Source organism: Dietzia sp. oral taxon 368 (genome assembly GCF_002999155.1).
Lineage (GTDB): Bacteria > Actinomycetota > Actinomycetes > Mycobacteriales > Mycobacteriaceae > Dietzia > Dietzia cinnamea.
In genome coordinates this window covers 1194651-1214189 of the sequence record NZ_CP027238.1, presented here as the reverse complement: position 1 = coordinate 1214189, position 19539 = coordinate 1194651, and the positions used below count along the sequence as shown (strand labels likewise).

Sequence of the window (19539 nt, the reverse complement as noted above, 5' to 3'; positions counted from 1 at the left end):
CGATCTCTGCGATCGATCCTGACCCCTCGCAGCGAGAGAAACCGCCCCGATCTTCCACTCCTTACCGTAGCTCGTGAACGCGGCGTGTTCGTCCGTTCCAATGAGGACGCAAATCAGAATTCGATTCCCGAAGATCTTGGCAAATATAAAGTTGCCCGGTCGGGTGACCTAGTCGTAAACAAGATGAAGGCGTGGCAGGGCTCATTGGGGCTCGCCCCAGTAGACGGCATAGTTAGTCCTGCCTACTTCGTATTCGAAGCCGACTTCGACGTACCGCGTTTTGGCGAGTATCTTTTGCGAAGCAAGCCCTATGTGGCTAAGTTCGCTGCGGCGTCGGACGGCGTTCGGATCGGGCAGTGGGATCTCGACATCCCTCGCATGCGAAACATCCAAGTGTCGCTACCGCAGGCGGAGGAGCAGGCGGCGATCGTGAGGTATCTCGCCCACGCGAACGCGCGTATCGACAAGGCTATCGCCGCCAAGTGCCGCCTCATCTCCTTGCTTGATGAGCTTGATCGGTCGGTTGAGAACGGTCTTGCAGGTTCAATTAGCTCGATGGCCTCGGGCGGTCGCGAGATTTCCTGGTTGGGTGCGTTGCCGTATACGTGGTTGGTTGTGCCGGCCAAGCGGCTGTTGAAGGAGGTCGATCGGAGAAGTAAGACTGGGCGCGAGGGTCTCCTCTCGCTACGGATGCGCGAAGGTTTGGTCGACGCCAACGAATTCACAGAGACCCCTATTCCTCCAGAAGATCTTGTCGGCTACAAGATCGTTCATCCTGGTGAGCTTGTCATGAATAGGATGCGCGCATCCATCGGTCTTTTCGGGGTAGCGAAGACAACAGGATTAGTGAGTCCTGATTACTCAACGATGACCGTAGCGGACGGCGTTGATCCGCACTTCTACTTACATCTCTTTAAAACTGACCTGGCGATGGCAGAGTTTCGCCGGCGATCGAACGGCTTGGGCACCGGGTCATCGGGATTTATGCGCTTGTATTACGAAGATTTTGGCCCCATCGCATTGCCGCTACCGCCCATAGAAGAGCAGCGGCGGGTTGTTCAGGACATTCAGGGGCAGCACACCGAAACACTGCCAATACGATCTCGCGCATCGCGTGAGATAACCCTGTTGCAGGAGTTCCGAGCTCGACTCGTCGCCGACGTAGTAACCGGCCAGGTTGATGTTCGCGGGATCGCAGCGACCTTGCCGGACGCACCAGAGTCGTTCGAAAATGCGGTCTTGACAATCGATGATGAGTTTCAGGAAGTACTGAGCGAAGGGGAGAACTGATGATGCAGCGTCTCAACGAGGAGAGCTTGGAAACGCTCATCGTCGCTCAGATGAGCGGTGGCGGTTGGACGGAGGGCACACCCTCCGACTACGTCGCGTCCTACGCGATTGATCTAGTGCACTTCACAACGTTCATCGAGTCGACCCAGCCAGCACTCGTTGAGCAGCTCGGACTGGCAACAGAGACCCCGACGCGTCATAAGTTTCTCGCGCGGCTGCAAGGTGAGATCACCCGGCGGGGTGTTGTCCATGTGCTGCGCAACGGCATCGACCATCTTGGTCTGCACGTTGACCTGTACTACCCGACGCCTGCGGCCGGGAACCCGAGGGCGGCTGAGCATTTCGCTGCGAACCGATTCGTCATCACACGGCAGGTGCACTACAGCGTCAGTAATCCAGGTGACGCGGTTGATCTGGCGGCGTTCATTAATGGTCTGCCGATCTTTACGTTCGAGTTGAAGAACAACATCACCAACCAGACAGTGGAAGACGCGGTGCAGCAGTATCAGCGTGACCGCGATCCCCGTGAGCCACTGTTCTCGTTCGGACGGACGATCGCGCACTTCGCGCTGGACGACCAGCGCGCACGATTCTGTACGGATCTCAAAGGCGCTTCTTCGTGGTTCCTGCCGTTCGATCAGGGGTTCAACGACGGCGCGGGCAACCCGCCGAACCCCGACGGGGTCATGACGGACTACCTGTGGCGGCGGGTTCTCGCACCACAGAGCCTTGCCGGGATCATCGAGAACTACGCGCAGATCGTGGTCGAGAAGAGCCAGAAGTCGGGCAAGAAGGTGTCGAAGGCCATTTTCCCTCGGTACCACCAGCTCGACGTGGTTCGAAAGCTTCTCGGGGACGTCGAGGCTCGCGGTGCGGGCCGGCGATACTTGGTTCAGCACTCAGCTGGCAGCGGGAAGTCGAACTCGATCGCTTGGTTGACTCATCAGCTCGCCGAGGCCGCACATGACAGCAAGATCGCCTTCGATTCGATCATCGTCGTGACCGACCGCATTATTCTCGATAATCAGCTCACACAGACGATCAAGTCGTTCCTGCAGGTGGGGTCGACCGTGGTGCATGCCGACCGTTCCGGAGATCTGCGCCGCGCGATCACTGCGGGCAAAAAGATCATTGTCACGACGGTGCAGAAGTTTCCCTACATCTTGGATGACATCGGCGCGGACCATCGAGATCGTACATTCGCGATCATCATCGACGAGGCGCATTCGTCCCAGGGGTCGAAGACTTCCGCGGCCGTCTCTCGTGCGCTTGCAGGTGTCGAAGCCGATGAGGAAGACACCGTCGAAGACCGGATCAACCGGATCATCGAGGGAAAGAAGCTGTTGACGAACGCGAGCTACTTTGCCTTCACCGCGACGCCGAAGAACAAGACGCTCGAGATGTTCGGCGAACCGGTGCCCAACGGCGAAGGAGGCACGAGCTTCCGGCCATTCCACTCCTACACGATGAAGCAGGCGATCCAAGAAGGCTTCATCGTCGACGTCCTCTCTAACTACACCCCGGTCGGCAGCTACTACAAGCTGATGAAGACCGTGGAAGACGACCCCGAGTTCGATGCAAAGCGCGCCTCGAAAAAGCTCCGCGCATACGTCGAAGGCAACGAGCACGCCATCGCGCAGAAGACCGACATCATGGTCGAACACTTCCTTGCTCAGGTGGTCGCGAAGCGGAAGATCGGCGGCCAGGCTCGGGCAATGGTCGTAACCTCGTCGATCGCACGGTGCATTGAGTACTTCCATGCGATTCGTGACGCGCTGGCGGCCCGCAAGAGCCCGTACAGGGCGGTCGTCGCCTTCTCTGGTGAGCACGAGTACAAGGGTATGAAGGTGACCGAGGCCAGTCTGAATGGCTTCCCCTCCAACGCCATCGCTGAGCAGGTGAAGACCGATCCGTACCGGATCTTGGTCGTCGCCAATAAGTTCCAGACGGGATACGACGAACCGCTACTGCACACGATGTACGTCGACAAGGCACTCTCCGGAGTGCTGGCGGTGCAGACACTGTCGCGCCTCAACCGCGCCCATCCCGCGAAGCACGACACGTTCGTCCTCGACTTCGCCAACGACGCCGACGAGATCCAGCGTGCGTTCGAGCCGTACTACCGCACGACCGTGCTGGCCGAGGAGACCGACGCCAACAAGCTTCATGACCTGGTCAACGATCTCGACACCTTCGCGGTCTACACCATCGAACAGATCGATGAGTTCGTGAGCCGCTACCTGGCTGGCGAGAGCCGTGACCAGCTCGACCCGCTGCTCGATGTGAGTGTCGCAGAGTACATCGAGATGCCCGACGAGGACGATCAGGTGGCGTTCAAGGGCGGCGCAAAGGCGTTCCTGCGCACCTACAACTTCCTCTCGACTGTGCTGCCGTACGGGAGCAGCGAGTGGGAGAAGCGCTCAATCTTCCTCGACCACCTGGTGCCGAAGCTGCCCGCGCCGAAGGAGGAGGACCTCTCGGCTGGCATCCTGGAGAATATCGATCTGGAGTCGTACCGGGCCGAGAAGCTCAGCGCCATGAAGATCGTCCTCGACGATGAGGATGGCACTCTCGATCCGGTGCCAGCCGCCGGCGGTGGGCACCGCTCAGACCCAGAGCTCGAGAGGCTCTCAGCGATTGTGCGCAGCTTCAACGATCACTTCGGCAACATCGAGTGGAACGACGCTGATCGTGTGCAGCGGTTCATCACCGAAGAGATCCCGCGGCTGGTGTCCGAGGACGAGGCCTACAAGAACGCGCAGGCCAACGACGACCCTGTGAACGCCCGTGTGGAGAGTGACCGTGCCCTCAGCCAGGTCATGTTGCGCCTCATCTCCGATGACACTCAGCTATTCAAGGAGTTCCAGGACAACAGCAGCTTTAAGAATTGGCTCGCCGGGGCCGTCTTCGATGCGACCTACCGAAAGAGCGCATGAGGTGTTAGGCAAACCCCCTGTCGATGAGCACCACTCCCTGACCACAGCTGGGAGTGGCCCGGAGGCCGAGGGACGGCCGTGGAAGACCGACGAGGATGTTGAGCTCGCGACGCAAACAGGACTGATTCTCTCAGGGAGGGCGCCCTCGAACTCGCAGAATCGCTTGAACGCGAGATGGACACGGCGTTTGATGCTGGTAATGAGCCTGAGGTTGCCCGACTGTCAGAACAGCATCAGCACGCAGAACTTACAACAGCGGCTGCCGAGCAAGAGTTTGAGTCGGCGTATTCGCAAAGTGACGCATTTACATTTTGGTGCGAGGAAGATGACGAAAATCGGCGGCTGTCCCTGATCCGGTACAGCCCGCAGTAACCCCGGCGACCGCGAAGAAGTGGTAGCGGTGGCGGGCCGAATGGGTCTGGAGGCATGACGAGGGGTGGTCTCTTAGGTATTCAGTGGTAGACCCTCAGTGGTGGCGCAGCATCCCGGTCGACTGAACCGCATTGAGCGGATTCCTGAGCTGCGAAACTGGCGTCCAGCAACACAGGCGGGCAAGTTAGGGACTACGCACCAGCATTGGGACAACGACGCGGCCGGCCAGTCCGTGGGCAATCTGTCCAGTTAGGGGAGACACTTGAGTGCACCGCAGGAGCCGGATCGCCGACCGGTGTCGTACTCAGGTGCAAGAGTGTGTCCAGGGCCGATGTACAGGCTAGATGACCCCTAGTCCTGCGTTCGCGCACTGACCGCGGCCGCGAGCCCGAAAGATGCGATTCAACACAGCAGGTCTGCTAGTCAACCGGCTGCTGAAGCTATGAGATGGCGTCGCCAGAGCGAGGAGTTGTCAATGGCTGAAACCTTCGGTCACCATCCGTGGACCGTCCAGGACCTGGTCGCCGGAGTGTCTTCCGGGCGTGTAAGGCTTCCTGATATCCAGCGACCTTTCGTATGGGGCAATTCGAAAGTCCGAGACTTGGTCGACTCGATGTACCGCGGTTTCCCAGTTGGGCAGCTGATGTTCTGGGAAAACACGGCCGCTGAGCACACCAAAGCGATTGGGCTTGACTCGAAGTCTCAGGCCAGTTCGATGCAGGTCGTCGACGGTCAGCAACGGTTGACGTCACTGTATGCAGTCGTGCATGGACAGCGCGTACTGCGCGAAGACTACTCCGAGGAACTAATAGTTGTTTCCTTCAATCCGCTGACCGAACGGTTTTCTGTGCCGGACGGCGCGACCAAACGGTCATCGGAGTGGATCCAGGACATCCGCGAGGTGTTTGAGTCGCCGATCGACGCAAGGTCAAAGTACCTTGAAGGGCTCGAGAAGGCTCGCGGAGTCGACAGGCTGGATAGGGAGACCGAGCGAGCCGCGGAGGTCGCGATCAACAAGCTCGCCGACGTTCTCAAGTTCGTCTTCGAGGTTGTCCAGCTCAAAGAGCATGTCTCTCGCGAGACCGTGGCTGACATCTTCGTGAGGATTAACTCTCAGGGAGCCACGTTGTCGTCAGCAGACTTCATCCTGACTTGGCTCTCAGTGTTCTGGGAAGAGGGTCGACAAGCAATTGAAGACTTTGCGCGACGATCACGGTTTACGCCCCAAGAAATTACCCGCTTGACCGGTAAACAGGTCAAGTGGACGCCCAAGAATCCCTACTTGACCTTGGATCCTAACCACCTGCTGCGGGTGGTGGTGGCAATCGGCAACCGTCGTGCACCCTTGGGCGATGCGTATAACGCCCTCCGCGGCCGGAATCCCAGGACACGCGAGATCGTCCCGGCCGACCGAGAGAAGGAACTGGAAAAGCTCAAGAATGGGCAGTCCCGAGCTTTGGATCCCAAGAATTGGGACGAATATCTGAAGGCTCTTGAGAGGGCTGGGATCCGGACAAGGGCCATGGTGACCTCCAAGAACACTGTCATCTACGGGTACGCCCTTTGGCTGATTGGTCGTACTGAGTTTCACGTGCCGGTTGATGAATTGCGGGAGGTCATGGCGCGCTGGTATTTCATGGCCCAGATCACTGGCCGTTTCTCGGGCAGCCCGGAAACGCGAGCTCAAGAAGACTTGAATCGACTGGACGGCTTAGATCGCACTCCAGCGGCGTTCAAGGAGGTGATCACTTCTCAGGTAGACACCACCCTGACAGAGGACTGGTGGAGCGTCACACTGCCAGACGACCTGTACACCTCTGGTACGACGAGCCCGGCTTTCACGGCGTACCTGGCAGCGCTTACGATTCTCGATGCTGAGGTGTTGCTGTCGACGCTTACAGTCAAGGACTGGATCGACCCCTCCCGCCGACCTGTGAAGGGAGTCGAGAAACACCACTTGTTTCCGAAGGGGTACCTCAAGGAGCAGCTCCACGTCTCCACGACGCGGCAGATTAACCAGGTGGCCAATCAAGCGTTGGTGGAGTGGTCAGACAACATCGATATCTCCGACAAGGCCCCCGGGGACTACTGGCCCCAGGAGGTGGCGGACAAGACCATTGGCGATGAACGACTGGCCAAGCAGATGTGGTGGCACGCGCTGCCCGAAGGCTGGACGGCCTTGAGTTACCAGGACTTCTTGGCAGCCCGACGCAAGCTGATGGCGGAGGTCACCCGCGAGGGCTTTCGCAAACTCTCCGACCCGAACTACTCGCCGAAGCCAGCAGCCAAGCCAGTCCCGTCTGCGTCCGAGCCGGAGTTGCCCTCGTTCGATGAGCTAGTTCAGGCTGGAACGATCCCCGTTGGAACTTACCTCGCCCCAGCCGACGGAGAAAAGGACTCGTTGGCCGAGGTGACTGAAAATGGGACGATCCTGCTAGAAGAGATCGAGTACCGCACGCCGGACCTGGCTGCCTACGCCGATGGAGCGGACGATGTCGACGGTTGGGACTACTGGAGCGCTGTGTTTGACGAGCCCGTGCTGCTATCGGAGCTAAGGGCTAGATAGGGTTAGCGGCGCCTGCTGGGTGGAGCGGACGGAAGCGACAACCAGGATGGGACTGGGCGACGTCGTCAAAGTCTTTGGATCGGAAGCTCTGAGCTTTCGGCGGGAGGGTCTTCCCAATCACGCCGCTTCCTCAGAAGTCCCCCGCTCGTCAATGTAGAAGATCAAGCTGCATACCAGCATTAAGCCCTGGACGACGTTCCGACGTGTGTATTGCACTGCGCTTACGGTGTGAGCGGTCGCATGGCGATTAAAGGTCGGTGGAATCTCATCGCCGTCTTCGGCGTGGAATTGCTGGTGCGCCTGCAAGATCGGGCCGAGCGCGATCAGCGATCGGAGGCCCAGCTTGCGGTATGCGTCGTTGGTGCGATTGCCACGCCTGTCCGGGGTGAACTGGGCCCGAGTTTGGCGATCGCCCATATAAGATGTCACAATGGTGTCGGTTATCGGGCCCTTCCGGATTTAGAGTGCGTTGATCCGGTCCTGGAGCTGTCCGGAGTGGATCAGTGACCGCAAGATGTAGTGCTTGAGGTTGCGGAAACCTAGGGCGATTCCGCGGAGGTGCTCGAGGCGTCCGTTGATGGCCTCGACGGGGCCGTTGGAGGCGCCCACGTCGAAGTAGGCAAGGATCTCGCGGTGCCGCTTCCACAATGAGCGGCCGAGCTGCGCGAGCTCCGGGAGTTCGGTGGGCACCCCGGCCCGGATGGAACGCAGAAGCTTGTACATCGCGACCTTGCCCTCCCGCTTGCCCGAGGCCTCGTAGGCGGCGATGAGCCGCTGGTAGACGCTGTAGGTGACCTCCACCGCCGCGTGTGCATCGTCGGCGGTGAACGCCTTGAACAGGCGGACCTTCTGCTTGTCGGTCAGCAGCTCAGCGCGGGTGCGCAGGGTGCGGCGGATGCCGTACAGCGGATCTCCCGTGCGGCCCCGGTGCCCGGTGGTGGCCTGCTGGATGCGTTGGCGGCACACGGTGAGCTTGTCGGCGGCCAGGTGCACGACGTGGAAGGGGTCCATCACGGTGCGTGCTTCGGGGACGGCTTTGGCTGCGGCCGAGTGATAGCCGGCGAACCCATCCATCGTGACAACCTTGACTCGGTCTCGAAACACCTGGTCACGGGCGTCGAGCCACTCGGTGAGCACCTTCGCCGAACGCCCCGGGACCATGTCCAACAGGCGAGACGGGCCGGTGCCGTCCACGACCGGGGTCAGGTCGACCAGGACAGTGACGAACGAACTGCTGCCATCGCCGCGCACGTGCTTCCACTTGTGCTCATCGACACCGAGAACGCGGACGCCATCGAAGTGTCCGGGCTGCTCGTAGACCATCGTGCGAACCTCCGAGACCGCCAGGTCATTGACCAAATCCCACCCCAGCCCGAGGGCCTTGGCCACCGCGGACACGCTGGTGCGGTCGATCGCCAGACGCTGCAGGATCCAGCGGCTGCAGCGACGAGTGGTCTTGGCCCTCGGCTCAGCCAGATCCCGCATCCGCTGCTGGAAGATGCGCGTCTCGCATTCGATGTTGTCGCAGGTGAAGCGCGGTACCCGCACGTGCAGTCTGGTCGGGTGCCCGACGATCGGTAGATCCGTGACCTTCCGCTGGACGTGGTCTCGCAGGCGCCCCGCCATCCCGCACTCGGCGCAGATCGGGTCGAGTGTGACCGGGGAGCAGAACAGGTGCGTGAACTCGTCAGCCACAGCGGCGTCGGTGATCGTCACCCCGAGCTCGACGGTGCGGCAGATGGTGTCGGCAAGCAGGCTGGCGGTAGCGTTCAAAGCGGGTCCTGGGGTGTTCGATGCGTGGCGTGAGAACCTGCATCTTCACACGCCCCAGGACCCCTACATCTTGTGTCTCACCGCATCACCGGCGAACCCCAGCTACGCACTCCGGATCCGGAAGAGCCGGTTATCGACCCCACCAAGGCTTGGGCGGCGATTTCGTGCCCCTCAACGAGAGCCTCTATCGCGGCGTAGCCAGCGACCACCCATTCTGAAACATGGTTGTTCGCGCACCCGTCGAGCAAGGCGCGGCAATCGTCGACAACCGCTCTCCATTCGGAATCGATAACGGCAAATCTGGCCGCCGTACCTTCAGCGCGAACCAGCGCTTTGGCGATGGAAGACCGGGGCACTCCGTACAGTGCAATCCCGTCTTCTAGCACAATCTGTTCAATCGTGGTGAAGTCGAAGCGTTCCTCGATAGCTAGTAGGTTCGGCGGGTAGAAGGTGGAGCGCAGCCTGCTTGCGCTCTCTGCGAGGGACCGGAATTGCGCTTGGTGCAATTTTGCGATCTGAGTGACCGAGCTCGAGATAGAGTCAGCGAACTCGGCCTTCCGAGCGATCTGCTCGAAGATAGAGTCCATCCTCGGCATCGCATTCAGCTGTTCGAGGGCGTCCGAATTGATGGCAGGCATCTGCTTCGCCCACTCAGCCTCACCAGCTCTGAGTGGATTGAGCCCCTCCCTGAGCTTCTTTCTTACTGCCTCCGGCACCATGGCGACTTGGGCCATGCTTTGCTGAAGCTGGCGCAGGCCCGCTAGCGCTGGAGCATCGAAGTTGACCTTGGGCGACATCGCTCTACTCGCCTCCTCGAAGGACCTCCGTGCGCGCCGTACCGCCTCTCGCTGATCGGGTGTCAGCTCAACATTCTCGCTGCTGTCTTCAGGGTCAGGCATCTCGGTCGGCACACGAGTAACTTAGTCGACGAGCATGGATTTACACCGCCGCCGCCTTGGCCGGGGTGGCTCAAGGGTGTTGGCGATGTCAGCTAACGCGTGAGAGGTGATCCCACCTCTTTCGCCGGATTCCTGGAACGGTGGGCAGATAGATTGACGCACCCCAACGGTAAGTCAGAGACCTGCCAATCTGCGTCGGTGTTTCTTGTCAATCTGGACCGCATGGCGACATCGGTTGCCAAACAGTTTGTCAGTTTGCCAACTGCGTGTCAGTAGCGTGCCACTAGCTTGTCAGCGAAGGCAGCCGGCCGAGTGTCGATGAGTCCATCTTCGCGGTGAGACATCGGCAACGCGTCCCGGCTCTCTGCCCGGCACGGGACAGCCAACGAGGACGGCGGAAGCCAGCGCAGCGATCAGCCCTGCCAGAGTGGCCACCACGCTCCCAGCAGGCACTGCCGCCCAGGTCCGTTTCAACGCTCAAGCTCAACGATGCCAGCCCCCGCTGTCGTGCGGCCCCGATCAGCGCGTCAAGGAGTCGGGACCCAATTCCGTGTCCGCGCCAACTCCGCACGACCCCCATGGCCAGCTCGGGCGTGGCGGCATCGACGTAGCCGTAGCTGGGATCGCTCTCTGGGAGCAGTCGCACCCACGCTGCCCCCACGGGCGCTACCTCGTACAGCGCGACCACGCCAAGGTCCCCGTAACGCGGCCAGCCCACGACGTAGTGGGCAAGCTGCGGTTCACGCAAGACCCCTGCGACGCGAACGACGTCGTCGCGGAACTCCCTGGGGTACGGCTTTGGCACGGTACACATATTTCCAGCGGCAACGTTCGGCACCACAGATCAGATGTCACTTGTTCGTGCAGCAGTCCCCTGGAATGTGACGCCGCCCTGGAAAGATGGGGGTGGTGCACGGTTAGGTGACAGGGTTAGTCACGCGGCCTGAGTGGCCTGAGGGGCCTCATGGTTGATGATGGTCTCGTATTCGATCGGGGTCAATCTGCCGAGGCGGTCCTGCCGTCTGCGGCGGTGGTAGGTGCGTTCGATCCAGTGCACGATGGCAGCCCGGAGCTCGTCTCTGGTGGCCCAGGATCGGCGGTCAAGGACGTTGTTCTGCAGCAGCGAAAAGAAGCTCTCCATGGCCGCGTTGTCACCGCACGCGCCGACTCTGCCCATCGACCCGAGCATGCCGTGTCGCCGGATGGCCTTCTGCATCTTCTTCGAGCGAAATTGAGATCCTCTATCGCTGTGCAGGATGCAACCGGTCACCTCGCCCCGCCTGGCGACAGCGCTGTTCAGAGCGTTGACCGCCAGGCGGGACTTCATTCGCGCATCGATCGAATACCCGACGATCCGTCCCGAGTAGACGTCCTTGATCGCACACAGGTAGAGCTTGCCCTGGCCGGTGCGGTGCTCGGTGATGTCGGTCAGCCACAGCTCGTTCGGACCGTAGGCGGTGAAGTCCCGCTCGACCAAATCGTCGTGTACGGGCTCGCCGGCCTTGCGGTGCTTGCCGCGGCCCTTTCGGCTGATGGCGCTGGTCCAGCCACCGGACGAGCAGATCCGCCAAGCGGTTCGCCGGCACATCTTCTCGCCCGCGGCCTCGGCCTCGTCGGCCAGGTAGCGGTACCCGAACTCCGGGTCTTCGCGGTGGGCATCGAACAGGGCGTTGGCCCGGTACGCCTCGGCCAGTTCGGCGTCGGTCACGGGCTTTTTGAGCCACCGGTAGTAGGGCTGACGAGCAATTCCGAGTACCCGGCACGTCACCGTGACAGCGATGCCGTCAGCGGCGAGCTCGTTCACGAGCGGGTACCACCTTTTCCCGGCAGATTCGCCTGGGACAGGTAGGCAGCAGCGCGGCGCAGGACCTCGTTCTCCTGCTCCAGCAGACGTACTCGGCGCTTGGCCTCGCGCAGCTCACGCGACTCGGCCGACGTGGTGCCGGGTTTGATCCCGGCCTCCACGTCGGCCTTGCGCATCCACTTCTGCAACGTCACTGGATGGACACCGAAGTCCCGGGCGATCTGGTCCAGGGAGACACCGTCCTCGCGGGACTGAGCCACCCGGACGACGTCGTCGCGGAACTCCTGGGGGTAGGGCTTGGGCACAGCAACATCCTTCCAGGCCCGCCCCGCAGGGCAAGCCAGATCAGATGTCACCTACTCATGCATCAGCCCCGATGGCCCATTTAGAGATCGGAGCCGAGGGGCGGCTACAAACCTCTCGGCAGTTGAGATGGATGTGCGCCCCTGAGCGCCTCCTACTGATCAAGCTGCTTGAAGTATCGCGCTACGGGCCACGGCTCGAAGCCGATCGACTCGTACACTCTTCGCGCAGGCGCGTGCCCGCTATCGCCACCCGTCTCGACTATCACCATTGCCATGCCCGCCGCGCGAACTCGAGCGAACGCGTGCTCCAGGAGATGACGCCCGACCCCCCGTTGCTGATAGTCGGGATCAACGGCGATGACAAACACCTCGCCCATCTTGTCGTCAGGGTGCAAGCGAGTGCACACCCATCCGATTGGCCGCCCCTCATCAACCGCGACATCGACGTTCTCAGGTTCGTTGTCAAGCACTTCTGACAGGTCCTTGAGCTGCCTTTCACGCCACCCATTTGGGTAGAACGCGCTGTACACGAAACCCGGCACTTCGTTTCTCACTATCGGGAAGACTGGTTCCCAAGCTCGGAGTGAGAGGTCTAGTAGCGCAGACCGGTGCTCTGGGGCGTAGCTGATGATTCGGTGCATCCAGATCTCCTAAGGTGGACACGCTCTCGGAAGAACGCCACCGTGGCCGTGATGGCGTGACCTTCAACTTCGTTTAGAGGGATTTCTCAGCTTCATACGGCGGCACATTTCTGATAGGCCGAGAGGCTCGAAGGTGAGCGCCTGTTGCACGCAATCTAGTCGAGCCGCTGACTGGTAGTCGCACCCGATCTGCTCAGGCCAAAGGTGAACGGATAGCCGAGACTCGCAGCGCTGCCGTACGGATAGCCCTGGCCGCACGGAACGAGCGGTCCGGGCGAATGTCCAAGCCAGCGACCTTCGCGATTTCGTCGGCGACCTGCTGCACGGTCCGGTTGCCTGTGTCGATATGAACCCCGAACTCCGGCGCGGATAACGCATCGAGTGTGGCGCCAGCTTGGTGCTGGGCGTAGGAGGCGATCACGTCGCCACGAGATCGGAGACGCCTACGCAGTTCGTGGAGTTGCAGTGACAGCGTGACGTGAAAAACCCGGTGCTGCGATGCCCGTACGGGATCGAGTACGTGAGATAGGAGAAGACTGTCGGCGACAGTTTGGGGAGCAATGATCGTCGCCCCTGTGCGATCGAGGATGTCGATCAAAGTGGATGAGACGGCAGAGGTCCAGGCGTCGAGGGTTCGGTAGTCAGGCCTCTCGCTACGCGGGTACATCCGGCGTAAGCCGAAACCAACATGTTCCGGATCGGCGAGGTGGGAGTGCGGCACACGACGGACCAGATCAGCGGCAACATGAGTCTTGCCACTGCCATGGGCACCGTTGATCCATATAAGCGTGCCGCGTCGCTGGTCACTCATTACGCAGACCGTACTCAGTTCGACTGAGACTGGGGCGCTGTTACAAGACATTTCGATATGAGTACCAAGGTCCTTCGAGGTGGTTTACCGCTAACCCTTTGACCTCGGGATCGAAGGTGGGTGGGACCAGCCCCTTGTGAAAGAAGGCTCTGGAGTCGGTCGAGCCGAACGAAGTGCAGCCCTCTCGGAGACGCTGGAAAACTGTCAGGAGCGAGGATTCTGCCAACTTCGTGACAATCGGCCCCTGACAACTTGCTGACAACGTGCTGCTGGATCGGCACGAAGCTGACAAGTTGGGTGAGAACCGACAGCCACTCGACATGCGGACCCCCGTTCGTGGGCCCGGACCCTCTCCTCACATCGGTACGATGGTGTATGCATCGATAACTTTCACCGAGGCGGCGCCTGCAGAGGGCGTCGCAGAGAAGGAGGACACCACGTTGACGACAGCTCGTAACGACTACCCGGAGACCGCGTACGGGACGAACGTGACCGACTACCGGGTTCTGCAGAGCGCGCCGGACTACTCGGTCGCGCAGGAGATCGTCGATCGGCTGTCTGATCGCGGTTTCCCCGTCGAGCGGGTTCGGATCGTCGGCAGCGGCCTCCGCTCGATCGAGCAGGTGACGGGTCGGATGACCACGGGTAAGGCCGCGGGTCGAGGAGCGCTGGCGGGACTGTGGTTCGGCCTCCTACTCGCGATCCTCTTCCTCATCCTCGCCCCGCTGGCGAGCTTCCTGTGGATCCTCGTCTGGTCCCTCGGCTTCGGCGCACTGTGGGGCGCGCTCTTCGGCGCAATCGGCCACGCCTCGACGGGCGGACGCCGCGACTTCTCGTCGGTGCAGACGATGGAAGCCGACTCCTACGACGTGCTCGTCGAGTCGACGCATCTCGATGAGGCCGTCCGGCTCATCGGCGGACCAGCGCCCAGGACCGACCTGCAGCGCTGAGCTGATGGCGCTCGGCCCCTCAGGTCGAGAGGGCCGGAGAGTGGCGGCGGATCCGCTGAGAGGTCACCTGCAGGATCACGACGAACACCGCCACCACGCCCACGGTCATGCACCACCCCGCGATGACGTCGCTGGGAAAGTGGACCCCCAGGTAGACGCGGGACGCGCCCACCGCCAGCACGTAGAACGCCGCCGCCACGAGTGCCGGCCAGCGATACCGGGTGCCCCAGGCGAGAACGACGAGTGGCGCCGCGATCGACATCGACCCCATCGCGTGCCCGCTGGGGAACGAGAAGGTGTTCTCCGCGGAGAGGTGCTCCCAGAAGTCGGGGCGCGTTCTCTCGAAGAGGGCCTTGAGCGCGACGTTGATCCGCGAGGCGGCGAAGTAGGCCACCAGCACGAAGCCGGCATCCACCCATCGGCGTCTGACGCACAGCACGAGGGCGGTGAGGGCGGCGGCGACCGGCACCACCTTCCCGCCGAGTAGCGAGGCGAACGTCGCGGCGTCGGTCAGCCAGGGCGTCGTCGCGCCGTGCACCCACAACATCACGGTCCGGTCGAACGCGAAGGAACCCTGCCGGGCGACTTCCACGGCCAGGACACCGAAGATCAGAAGCGGGATGAGGATCAGGGCGGCGGCCGAGCCGGGACCGAGGCGCGTGGTCGTCACCGTGGATCGCCAGCGGCGCCGGCCGTCGTCATCGGTGTTCACGGCATCAGCCTAGAAAGAATCGCTGAGAAAATCAGGAAAAACTTCGAGCGACGAGCGCGGGCCGAGCGCGGCGCAGCGCGGCGCGAGCGCGGGCCTCGCCAGCGCGGGCGCGGGCCGGTGCGCGTGGCTCACCGGCCGCACAGACGCAGCGACCCGGGGGCTCCGCCCGCCGGACACCGAGATGTCCGGGGCGGGAGCCCCCGGGTCGCCGAGAAGTCGAGGCTAGGACAGTCCGCCGAGCAGGTCGGTCGGCAGGAGGCCGGTCAGCGAGTCGGTCGCGCTGCCGGCGCCGCTACCGGGTCCCCCGAGCAGCGAGCCGAGGCCGAGCGAGCCGAGGATGGGTGCCGCGAGCGACCCCGCGGCGAGCGAACCGAGCGATCCGAGAGCTTCAGAACCCATGGATGTGTCTCCTTTCGACGGGCATGAGGCGCGAGCAGAGAGTGATCTCCGCTCACTTGGCCGAGAGTAACAGTGACTCTCGCCCTTCCGAACCGCTCGCGGACTGATTTTTTCCTGGGGATCGCCCGCGTCGCGGCACCGTGTTCCGGTCGGGCGCGTAGAGCTGCGGAGACGCGGTATTCACAGGCCCGGCACTGCCTCCACAGCTCCGGCGCTCACTGCGCCCGTCGCGGGACGCGCACCCCCGCGGGCGTGTGAGGGTGCCGGGCATGGATATCGCAGAACCGATCTCGGACACCCATCGCGGCACCGTCATCCGCCGGGTGCTGCGCCTGGCACGGGACGGGGACCACCGCGCCCGCCGCGTCACGCTGCTGGGGCAACCGGGAGCCGTGCCGGACCGGGTCGGCATCGTCAGTCCGCACCGGGACGCCGACGGCGAGCTCGACGCCGCGGACCTCGTCGCGCAGGTCTACGCGATCGCGCACGAGTGCCCGTCCGTCACCGGCGCGTACACGAACGGGTTCTGGGTCGGGGAGGGTGACTCGTCATACCTGATGGATGCGGAGATGTACGAGGACGGCGATCCGGAACCGGACGACGCACCCGACGAACACGACTAGGGTCGGCCGCAACGGAGCCCGTCGACGGGCTCATGGGAACGGCACAGTCAGTTCGAGGAGGCGCCATGACCGGATACTCGCACTCGCCGATGAACAGTGGGCCGTCGAAGGAGAACCGCCATCGGGTGGTCATCATCGGGTCGGGATTCGGCGGGCTCGCCGCGGCCCGGGCGCTGGAGAAGGCCGACGTGGACGTCACGCTCGTCGCCCGGACCGGCCACCACCTCTTCCAGCCGCTGCTGTACCAGGTCGCGACGGGCATCCTGTCCGTCGGCGAGATCGCGCCCTCGACCCGGCTCGTGTTGAGGGACCAGAAGAACGTCACGGTCGCGCTGGGGGAGGTGGACCAGATCGACGTCACCGCCCGGAGGGTGCACGCGACGGCCGGGCACGTCGACTTCGAGCTCGAGTACGACAGCCTCATCGTCGCCGCCGGGGCCAACCAGTCCTACTTCGGCAACGATCACTTCGAGCACTGGGCGCCGGGCATGAAGTCCATCGACGACGCGCTGGAGCTGCGGAGCCGCATCATGGGCTGCTTCGAGCAGGCCGAGGTGACGGACGACGAGGAGGAGCGTCGCAGGCTGCTCACCTTTGTCGTTGTCGGCGCCGGCCCGACCGGGGTGGAGATGGCCGGGCAGATCGCCGAACTGGCGCGGCGGACCCTCAAGAACAGCTTCCGGCGGATCGACCCGCGCCGGGCCCGCGTCATCCTCCTCGACGCCGCCCCGGCCGTGCTTCCGCCGTTCGGCAACAGGCTCGGCAACGCTGCCCGGGCGCGCCTCGAGGAGATCGGGGTGGAGATCCAGCTCAACGCCATGGTCACCGACGTGGACTACTACGGGATCGAGGTCAAGGACCAGGACGGATCGCTGCGGCGCATCGACGCCACGTGCAAGATCTGGTCGGCCGGCGTCCAGGCGAGCCCGCTGGGCCGGATGCTCGCCGAGCAGACCGGCGCCGAGGTGGATCGCGCGGGGCGCGTGCTGGTGAACAAGGACCTCTCCCTGCCGGGCCGGCCGGAGATCTTCGTGATCGGCGACATGATCAACCTCGACGACCTACCCGGCGTCTCGCCGGTCGCGATCCAGGGCGGCAAGTACGTCGCCAAGCAGATCGCCCGCGAGGTAGCGACGGGACGGTCGCCGGCCGCACGCCGCCCGTTCAAGTACTTCGACAAGGGATCCATGGCGACCGTGTCCCGCTACAGCGCGGTCGCCAAGATCGGCCCGTTCCAGCTGCAGGGGTTCATCGCCTGGGTCCTGTGGCTGGTCGTGCACCTGGCGTTCCTCATCGGTTTCCGGAACCGGGTCATCACCCTGCTGTCCTGGGGACTGCACATGGGCGACCATCGCTCGCACCTCAACTCCACGGCCCGGTGGGCGTACGGGCGACAGGCTCTCGCCCGCGCGGAGCAGGTCGCCGAGCGCGACACCGACCGCGCACCGGCCGACTGACTCCGCGCCCGGAGGGCTCAGCGGTCGCGGCCGACCGTCCGGGGTGGGACCGTGGCGGTCGACGACGACGACGTGAGCCCGGGCGGAAGGGGTGCGGTGACCCGATCAGCCGATGAGTCCGCGAGACGCGCCCGTTCCGTACGCACCAGCCCTGACGTGCCCCAGCGAGCACCGATCACGGTCGGAGACCTCTCCCGGTTCCTCGGAACTCCGCTGGTGGGCGGGTCGCGGGCGACAGCCCGGGCGGTGGCCGACCTCGTCGTCGTCGTCGACATCACCGACGACTCCCGCAGCGTCTCCACCGGCCACGCCTACCTCGCCCTGCCGGGCAGCCACCACCACGGCCTGGACTTCGAGGACCGGGCCGCCGAGGCCGGCGCCGTGGTCGCGAGCGTCAAGGCGTCACTGTTCACGGCCGCGCGCGCCGACACGGCGGTCGTCTCCATCGATGACCCCCACGGTCGTCGGCTCGCCGCGGAATCGGAACCGCCCACGTGGACGTGCTCGGTCCGCGACGTGGGGGCGGACGTCTACGCCGGGGACGTCGTCTATGACGGGACGGGTTCGCGCTTCACCGCCCGGACGCCGTACGGTGCCGTCCCGGTCCGGCTGCGGGTCCTGGGGCCGCACCAGGTGCCCAACGCCCTCGTCGCGCTGACCGGCCTCCTCGCCGACGGCATCGACCCGGCCGCGGCGGCCGAGGGCATCTCCCGACTGTCCCGGGTCCCGGGGCGCTGCGAGCCGGTGCACGCCGGGCAGTCGTTCACCGCGCTCGTCGACTACATGCACAACGAACCCGGCCAGCGCGCGCTGCTGCCGCACCTGAGGTCGATGGCCACCGGGCGGTTGATCCTGGTGATCGGGGCGACCGGCGGACGCGACCGCACCAAGAGGCGCCCGCTCGGGCGCACCGCGGCGTCGTTCGCCGACCTGGTGATCGTCACCGACGAGAGCCCCGAGGACGAGGACCCGGCCGCCCTCCGCGCCGAGGTCCTCGCCGGCGCGGGTGAGGCCGCGGTGGCCCGCGCGCGTGAGGCCGCGGGGGTCGAGGTCGTGGAGGAGCCGGACAGGGGACGGGCTCTGGCCCTCGCCGTGGCGGTGGCCGGGCCGGGGGACGTGGTGGTGGTCGCCGGCCGGGGCAGCGAGGTGTCCCGACGCTACGGGTCCCGCCGGGACGACTTCGACGACCGTGCCCGTCTGTTGCAGGCGATCCTCGAGTCCTCGGCGGAGAACCCTGGTCAACGCTCAGCCTAGGAGCGGGATCCGGCGATACGCTGCCCCCATCGTCCCCGCGCCACCCTCGGAAGGTCGATCATGGGCACGCTGAGTTACACCGCGACCGTCTCGCTCGACGGGTACGTCGCGGACGCGGACGGGGACTTCCAGTGGTCCGCGCCGGACGCCGAGGTCTTCCGGTTCCACGTGGACCGCATGGAGGCCGTCGCCCACGAGGTGCTGGGGCGCCACACCTACGCGCTGATGGAGTACTGGCAGAACCCACCCGAGGGCGAGGAGTGGGGACCCGACGAGCAGGAGTTCGCTCGCCGCTGGCAGGCCATCCCCCGCACCCTGGTCTCGTCCACCATGACGGCCGACGACCTCGCCTCGGACACCGACCGCCTGGTGCCGCGTCTCGACCCGGGCACCCTGCGCCGCATCGTCGACGAGGCCGACGGTGAGGTGGAGATCTTCGGTCCGACCACCGCGGCGGAGGCAATCCGGGCGGGGATGGTCAGCGACTTCCTGTTCTTCGTCGTCCCGAAGGTGGTCGGCGGGGGCCTTCGCGCCCTGCCGCCGGATGCGCGCCTGGATCTGGAGCTCGCCGAGCAGCGCGTCTTCGGAGGCGGGACGGTGCTCCTGCACTACCGGAGCCGGTGAACCCGCAACAGAGCGCGTGGGCGGTGTAGCGCAGGCCGTGCGCTGTTGCCAGGTCGTCGTCGTCACACCCCCGCCCGTACACCCGACGGCGTGTCCGGGATTGGACACGGTGCCCAGCGGGCG

At 63.8% G+C, this 19539-nt stretch carries 17 protein-coding genes; 8 read left to right on the top strand and 9 right to left on the bottom strand.

The window, feature by feature from the left end; genetic code table 11:
• Positions 1–84 precede the first annotated feature (84 nt).
• From C3V38_RS05780 to C3V38_RS05770, 3 genes are all read left to right on the top strand, one after another.
• Positions 85–1290 (top strand): restriction endonuclease subunit S, encoded by a 1206-nt coding sequence (locus C3V38_RS05780; RefSeq protein WP_129591167.1) that lies wholly within the window; start codon positions 85–87, stop codon positions 1288–1290.
• Positions 1290–4226, top strand: a complete 2937-nt coding sequence (locus C3V38_RS05775) for a type I restriction endonuclease subunit R (protein WP_254426091.1) — start codon at positions 1290–1292, stop codon at positions 4224–4226. The genes C3V38_RS05780 and C3V38_RS05775 overlap by 1 nt, the downstream gene beginning before the upstream one ends.
• 847 nt (positions 4227–5073) lie before the next feature.
• The gene (locus C3V38_RS05770; RefSeq protein ID WP_165001073.1) at positions 5074–7164 is read left to right on the top strand and encodes a DUF262 domain-containing protein; all 2091 of its coding nucleotides are present in this window, start codon (positions 5074–5076) and stop codon (positions 7162–7164) included.
• A gap of 117 nt (positions 7165–7281) precedes the next feature.
• Here the strand turns inward: C3V38_RS05770 and C3V38_RS05765 are convergent, their stop codons facing one another.
• The 7 genes from C3V38_RS05765 to C3V38_RS05735 all read right to left on the bottom strand — a co-directional run bounded on the left by C3V38_RS05765 (position 7282) and on the right by C3V38_RS05735 (position 13397).
• Entirely contained in the window at positions 7282–7581 is a 300-nt protein-coding gene (locus tag C3V38_RS05765) for a hypothetical protein (protein WP_106385270.1), read from the bottom strand.
• A 42-nt stretch (positions 7582–7623) separates the two neighbouring features.
• On the bottom strand, positions 7624–8937 hold the full coding sequence (locus tag C3V38_RS05760; protein ID WP_106385225.1) for an ISL3 family transposase: 1314 nt from the start codon (positions 8935–8937) through the stop codon (positions 7624–7626).
• Between the two features lie 77 nt (positions 8938–9014).
• Entirely contained in the window at positions 9015–9734 is a 720-nt protein-coding gene (locus C3V38_RS05755; RefSeq protein WP_106385269.1) for a hypothetical protein, read from the bottom strand.
• A gap of 385 nt (positions 9735–10119) precedes the next feature.
• Positions 10120–10650 carry a GNAT family N-acetyltransferase gene (locus C3V38_RS18300; protein ID WP_106385268.1) on the bottom strand — a complete coding sequence of 177 codons (531 nt, stop codon included), beginning with the start codon at positions 10648–10650 and terminating at the stop codon, positions 10120–10122.
• A 120-nt stretch (positions 10651–10770) separates the two neighbouring features.
• Positions 10771–11945 (bottom strand): IS3 family transposase gene (locus tag C3V38_RS05745; protein ID WP_106385267.1). Its coding sequence is split into 2 segments (ribosomal slippage): positions 10771–11658 and positions 11661–11945, totalling 1173 coding nucleotides; the frame shifts between segments, so codons are not numbered across the junction.
• 152 nt (positions 11946–12097) lie between these two features.
• Positions 12098–12499: a GNAT family N-acetyltransferase gene (locus tag C3V38_RS05740; protein WP_254426090.1), complete on the bottom strand. Its 402-nt coding sequence runs from the start codon at positions 12497–12499 to the stop codon at positions 12098–12100.
• Positions 12500–12779: 280 nt separating this feature from the next.
• Positions 12780–13397 carry an AAA family ATPase gene (locus C3V38_RS05735; RefSeq protein ID WP_165001071.1) on the bottom strand — a complete coding sequence of 206 codons (618 nt, stop codon included), beginning with the start codon at positions 13395–13397 and terminating at the stop codon, positions 12780–12782.
• Positions 13398–13765: 368 nt separating this feature from the next.
• On the opposite strand from C3V38_RS05735, the gene C3V38_RS05730 reads away from it, so the two are divergent.
• Positions 13766–14347 carry a general stress protein gene (locus C3V38_RS05730; protein ID WP_223210233.1) on the top strand — a complete coding sequence of 194 codons (582 nt, stop codon included), beginning with the start codon at positions 13766–13768 and terminating at the stop codon, positions 14345–14347.
• A 19-nt stretch (positions 14348–14366) separates the two neighbouring features.
• Here C3V38_RS05730 and C3V38_RS05725 read toward each other — a convergent pair whose 3' ends face one another.
• Together C3V38_RS05725 and C3V38_RS17560 are read right to left on the bottom strand one after the other, a co-directional pair.
• Positions 14367–15059 carry a phosphatase PAP2 family protein gene (locus tag C3V38_RS05725; RefSeq protein ID WP_106385264.1) on the bottom strand — a complete coding sequence of 231 codons (693 nt, stop codon included), beginning with the start codon at positions 15057–15059 and terminating at the stop codon, positions 14367–14369.
• Positions 15060–15281: 222 nt separating this feature from the next.
• Positions 15282–15458: a hypothetical protein gene (locus C3V38_RS17560; RefSeq protein ID WP_007627834.1), complete on the bottom strand. Its 177-nt coding sequence runs from the start codon at positions 15456–15458 to the stop codon at positions 15282–15284.
• Positions 15459–15727: 269 nt separating this feature from the next.
• Between C3V38_RS17560 and C3V38_RS05720 the strand changes: the two genes are divergently transcribed.
• From C3V38_RS05720 to C3V38_RS05705, 4 genes are all read left to right on the top strand, one after another.
• Positions 15728–16081: a hypothetical protein gene (locus C3V38_RS05720; protein WP_106385263.1), complete on the top strand. Its 354-nt coding sequence runs from the start codon at positions 15728–15730 to the stop codon at positions 16079–16081.
• 65 nt (positions 16082–16146) lie between these two features.
• Positions 16147–17538 (top strand): NAD(P)/FAD-dependent oxidoreductase, encoded by a 1392-nt coding sequence (locus tag C3V38_RS05715; RefSeq protein ID WP_106385262.1) that lies wholly within the window; start codon positions 16147–16149, stop codon positions 17536–17538.
• A 156-nt stretch (positions 17539–17694) separates the two neighbouring features.
• On the top strand, positions 17695–18792 hold the full coding sequence (locus C3V38_RS05710; protein WP_106385261.1) for a glutamate ligase domain-containing protein: 1098 nt from the start codon (positions 17695–17697) through the stop codon (positions 18790–18792).
• Positions 18793–18852: 60 nt separating this feature from the next.
• Positions 18853–19416, top strand: a complete 564-nt coding sequence (locus tag C3V38_RS05705; protein ID WP_106385260.1) for a dihydrofolate reductase family protein — start codon at positions 18853–18855, stop codon at positions 19414–19416.
• Positions 19417–19539 lie beyond the last annotated feature (123 nt).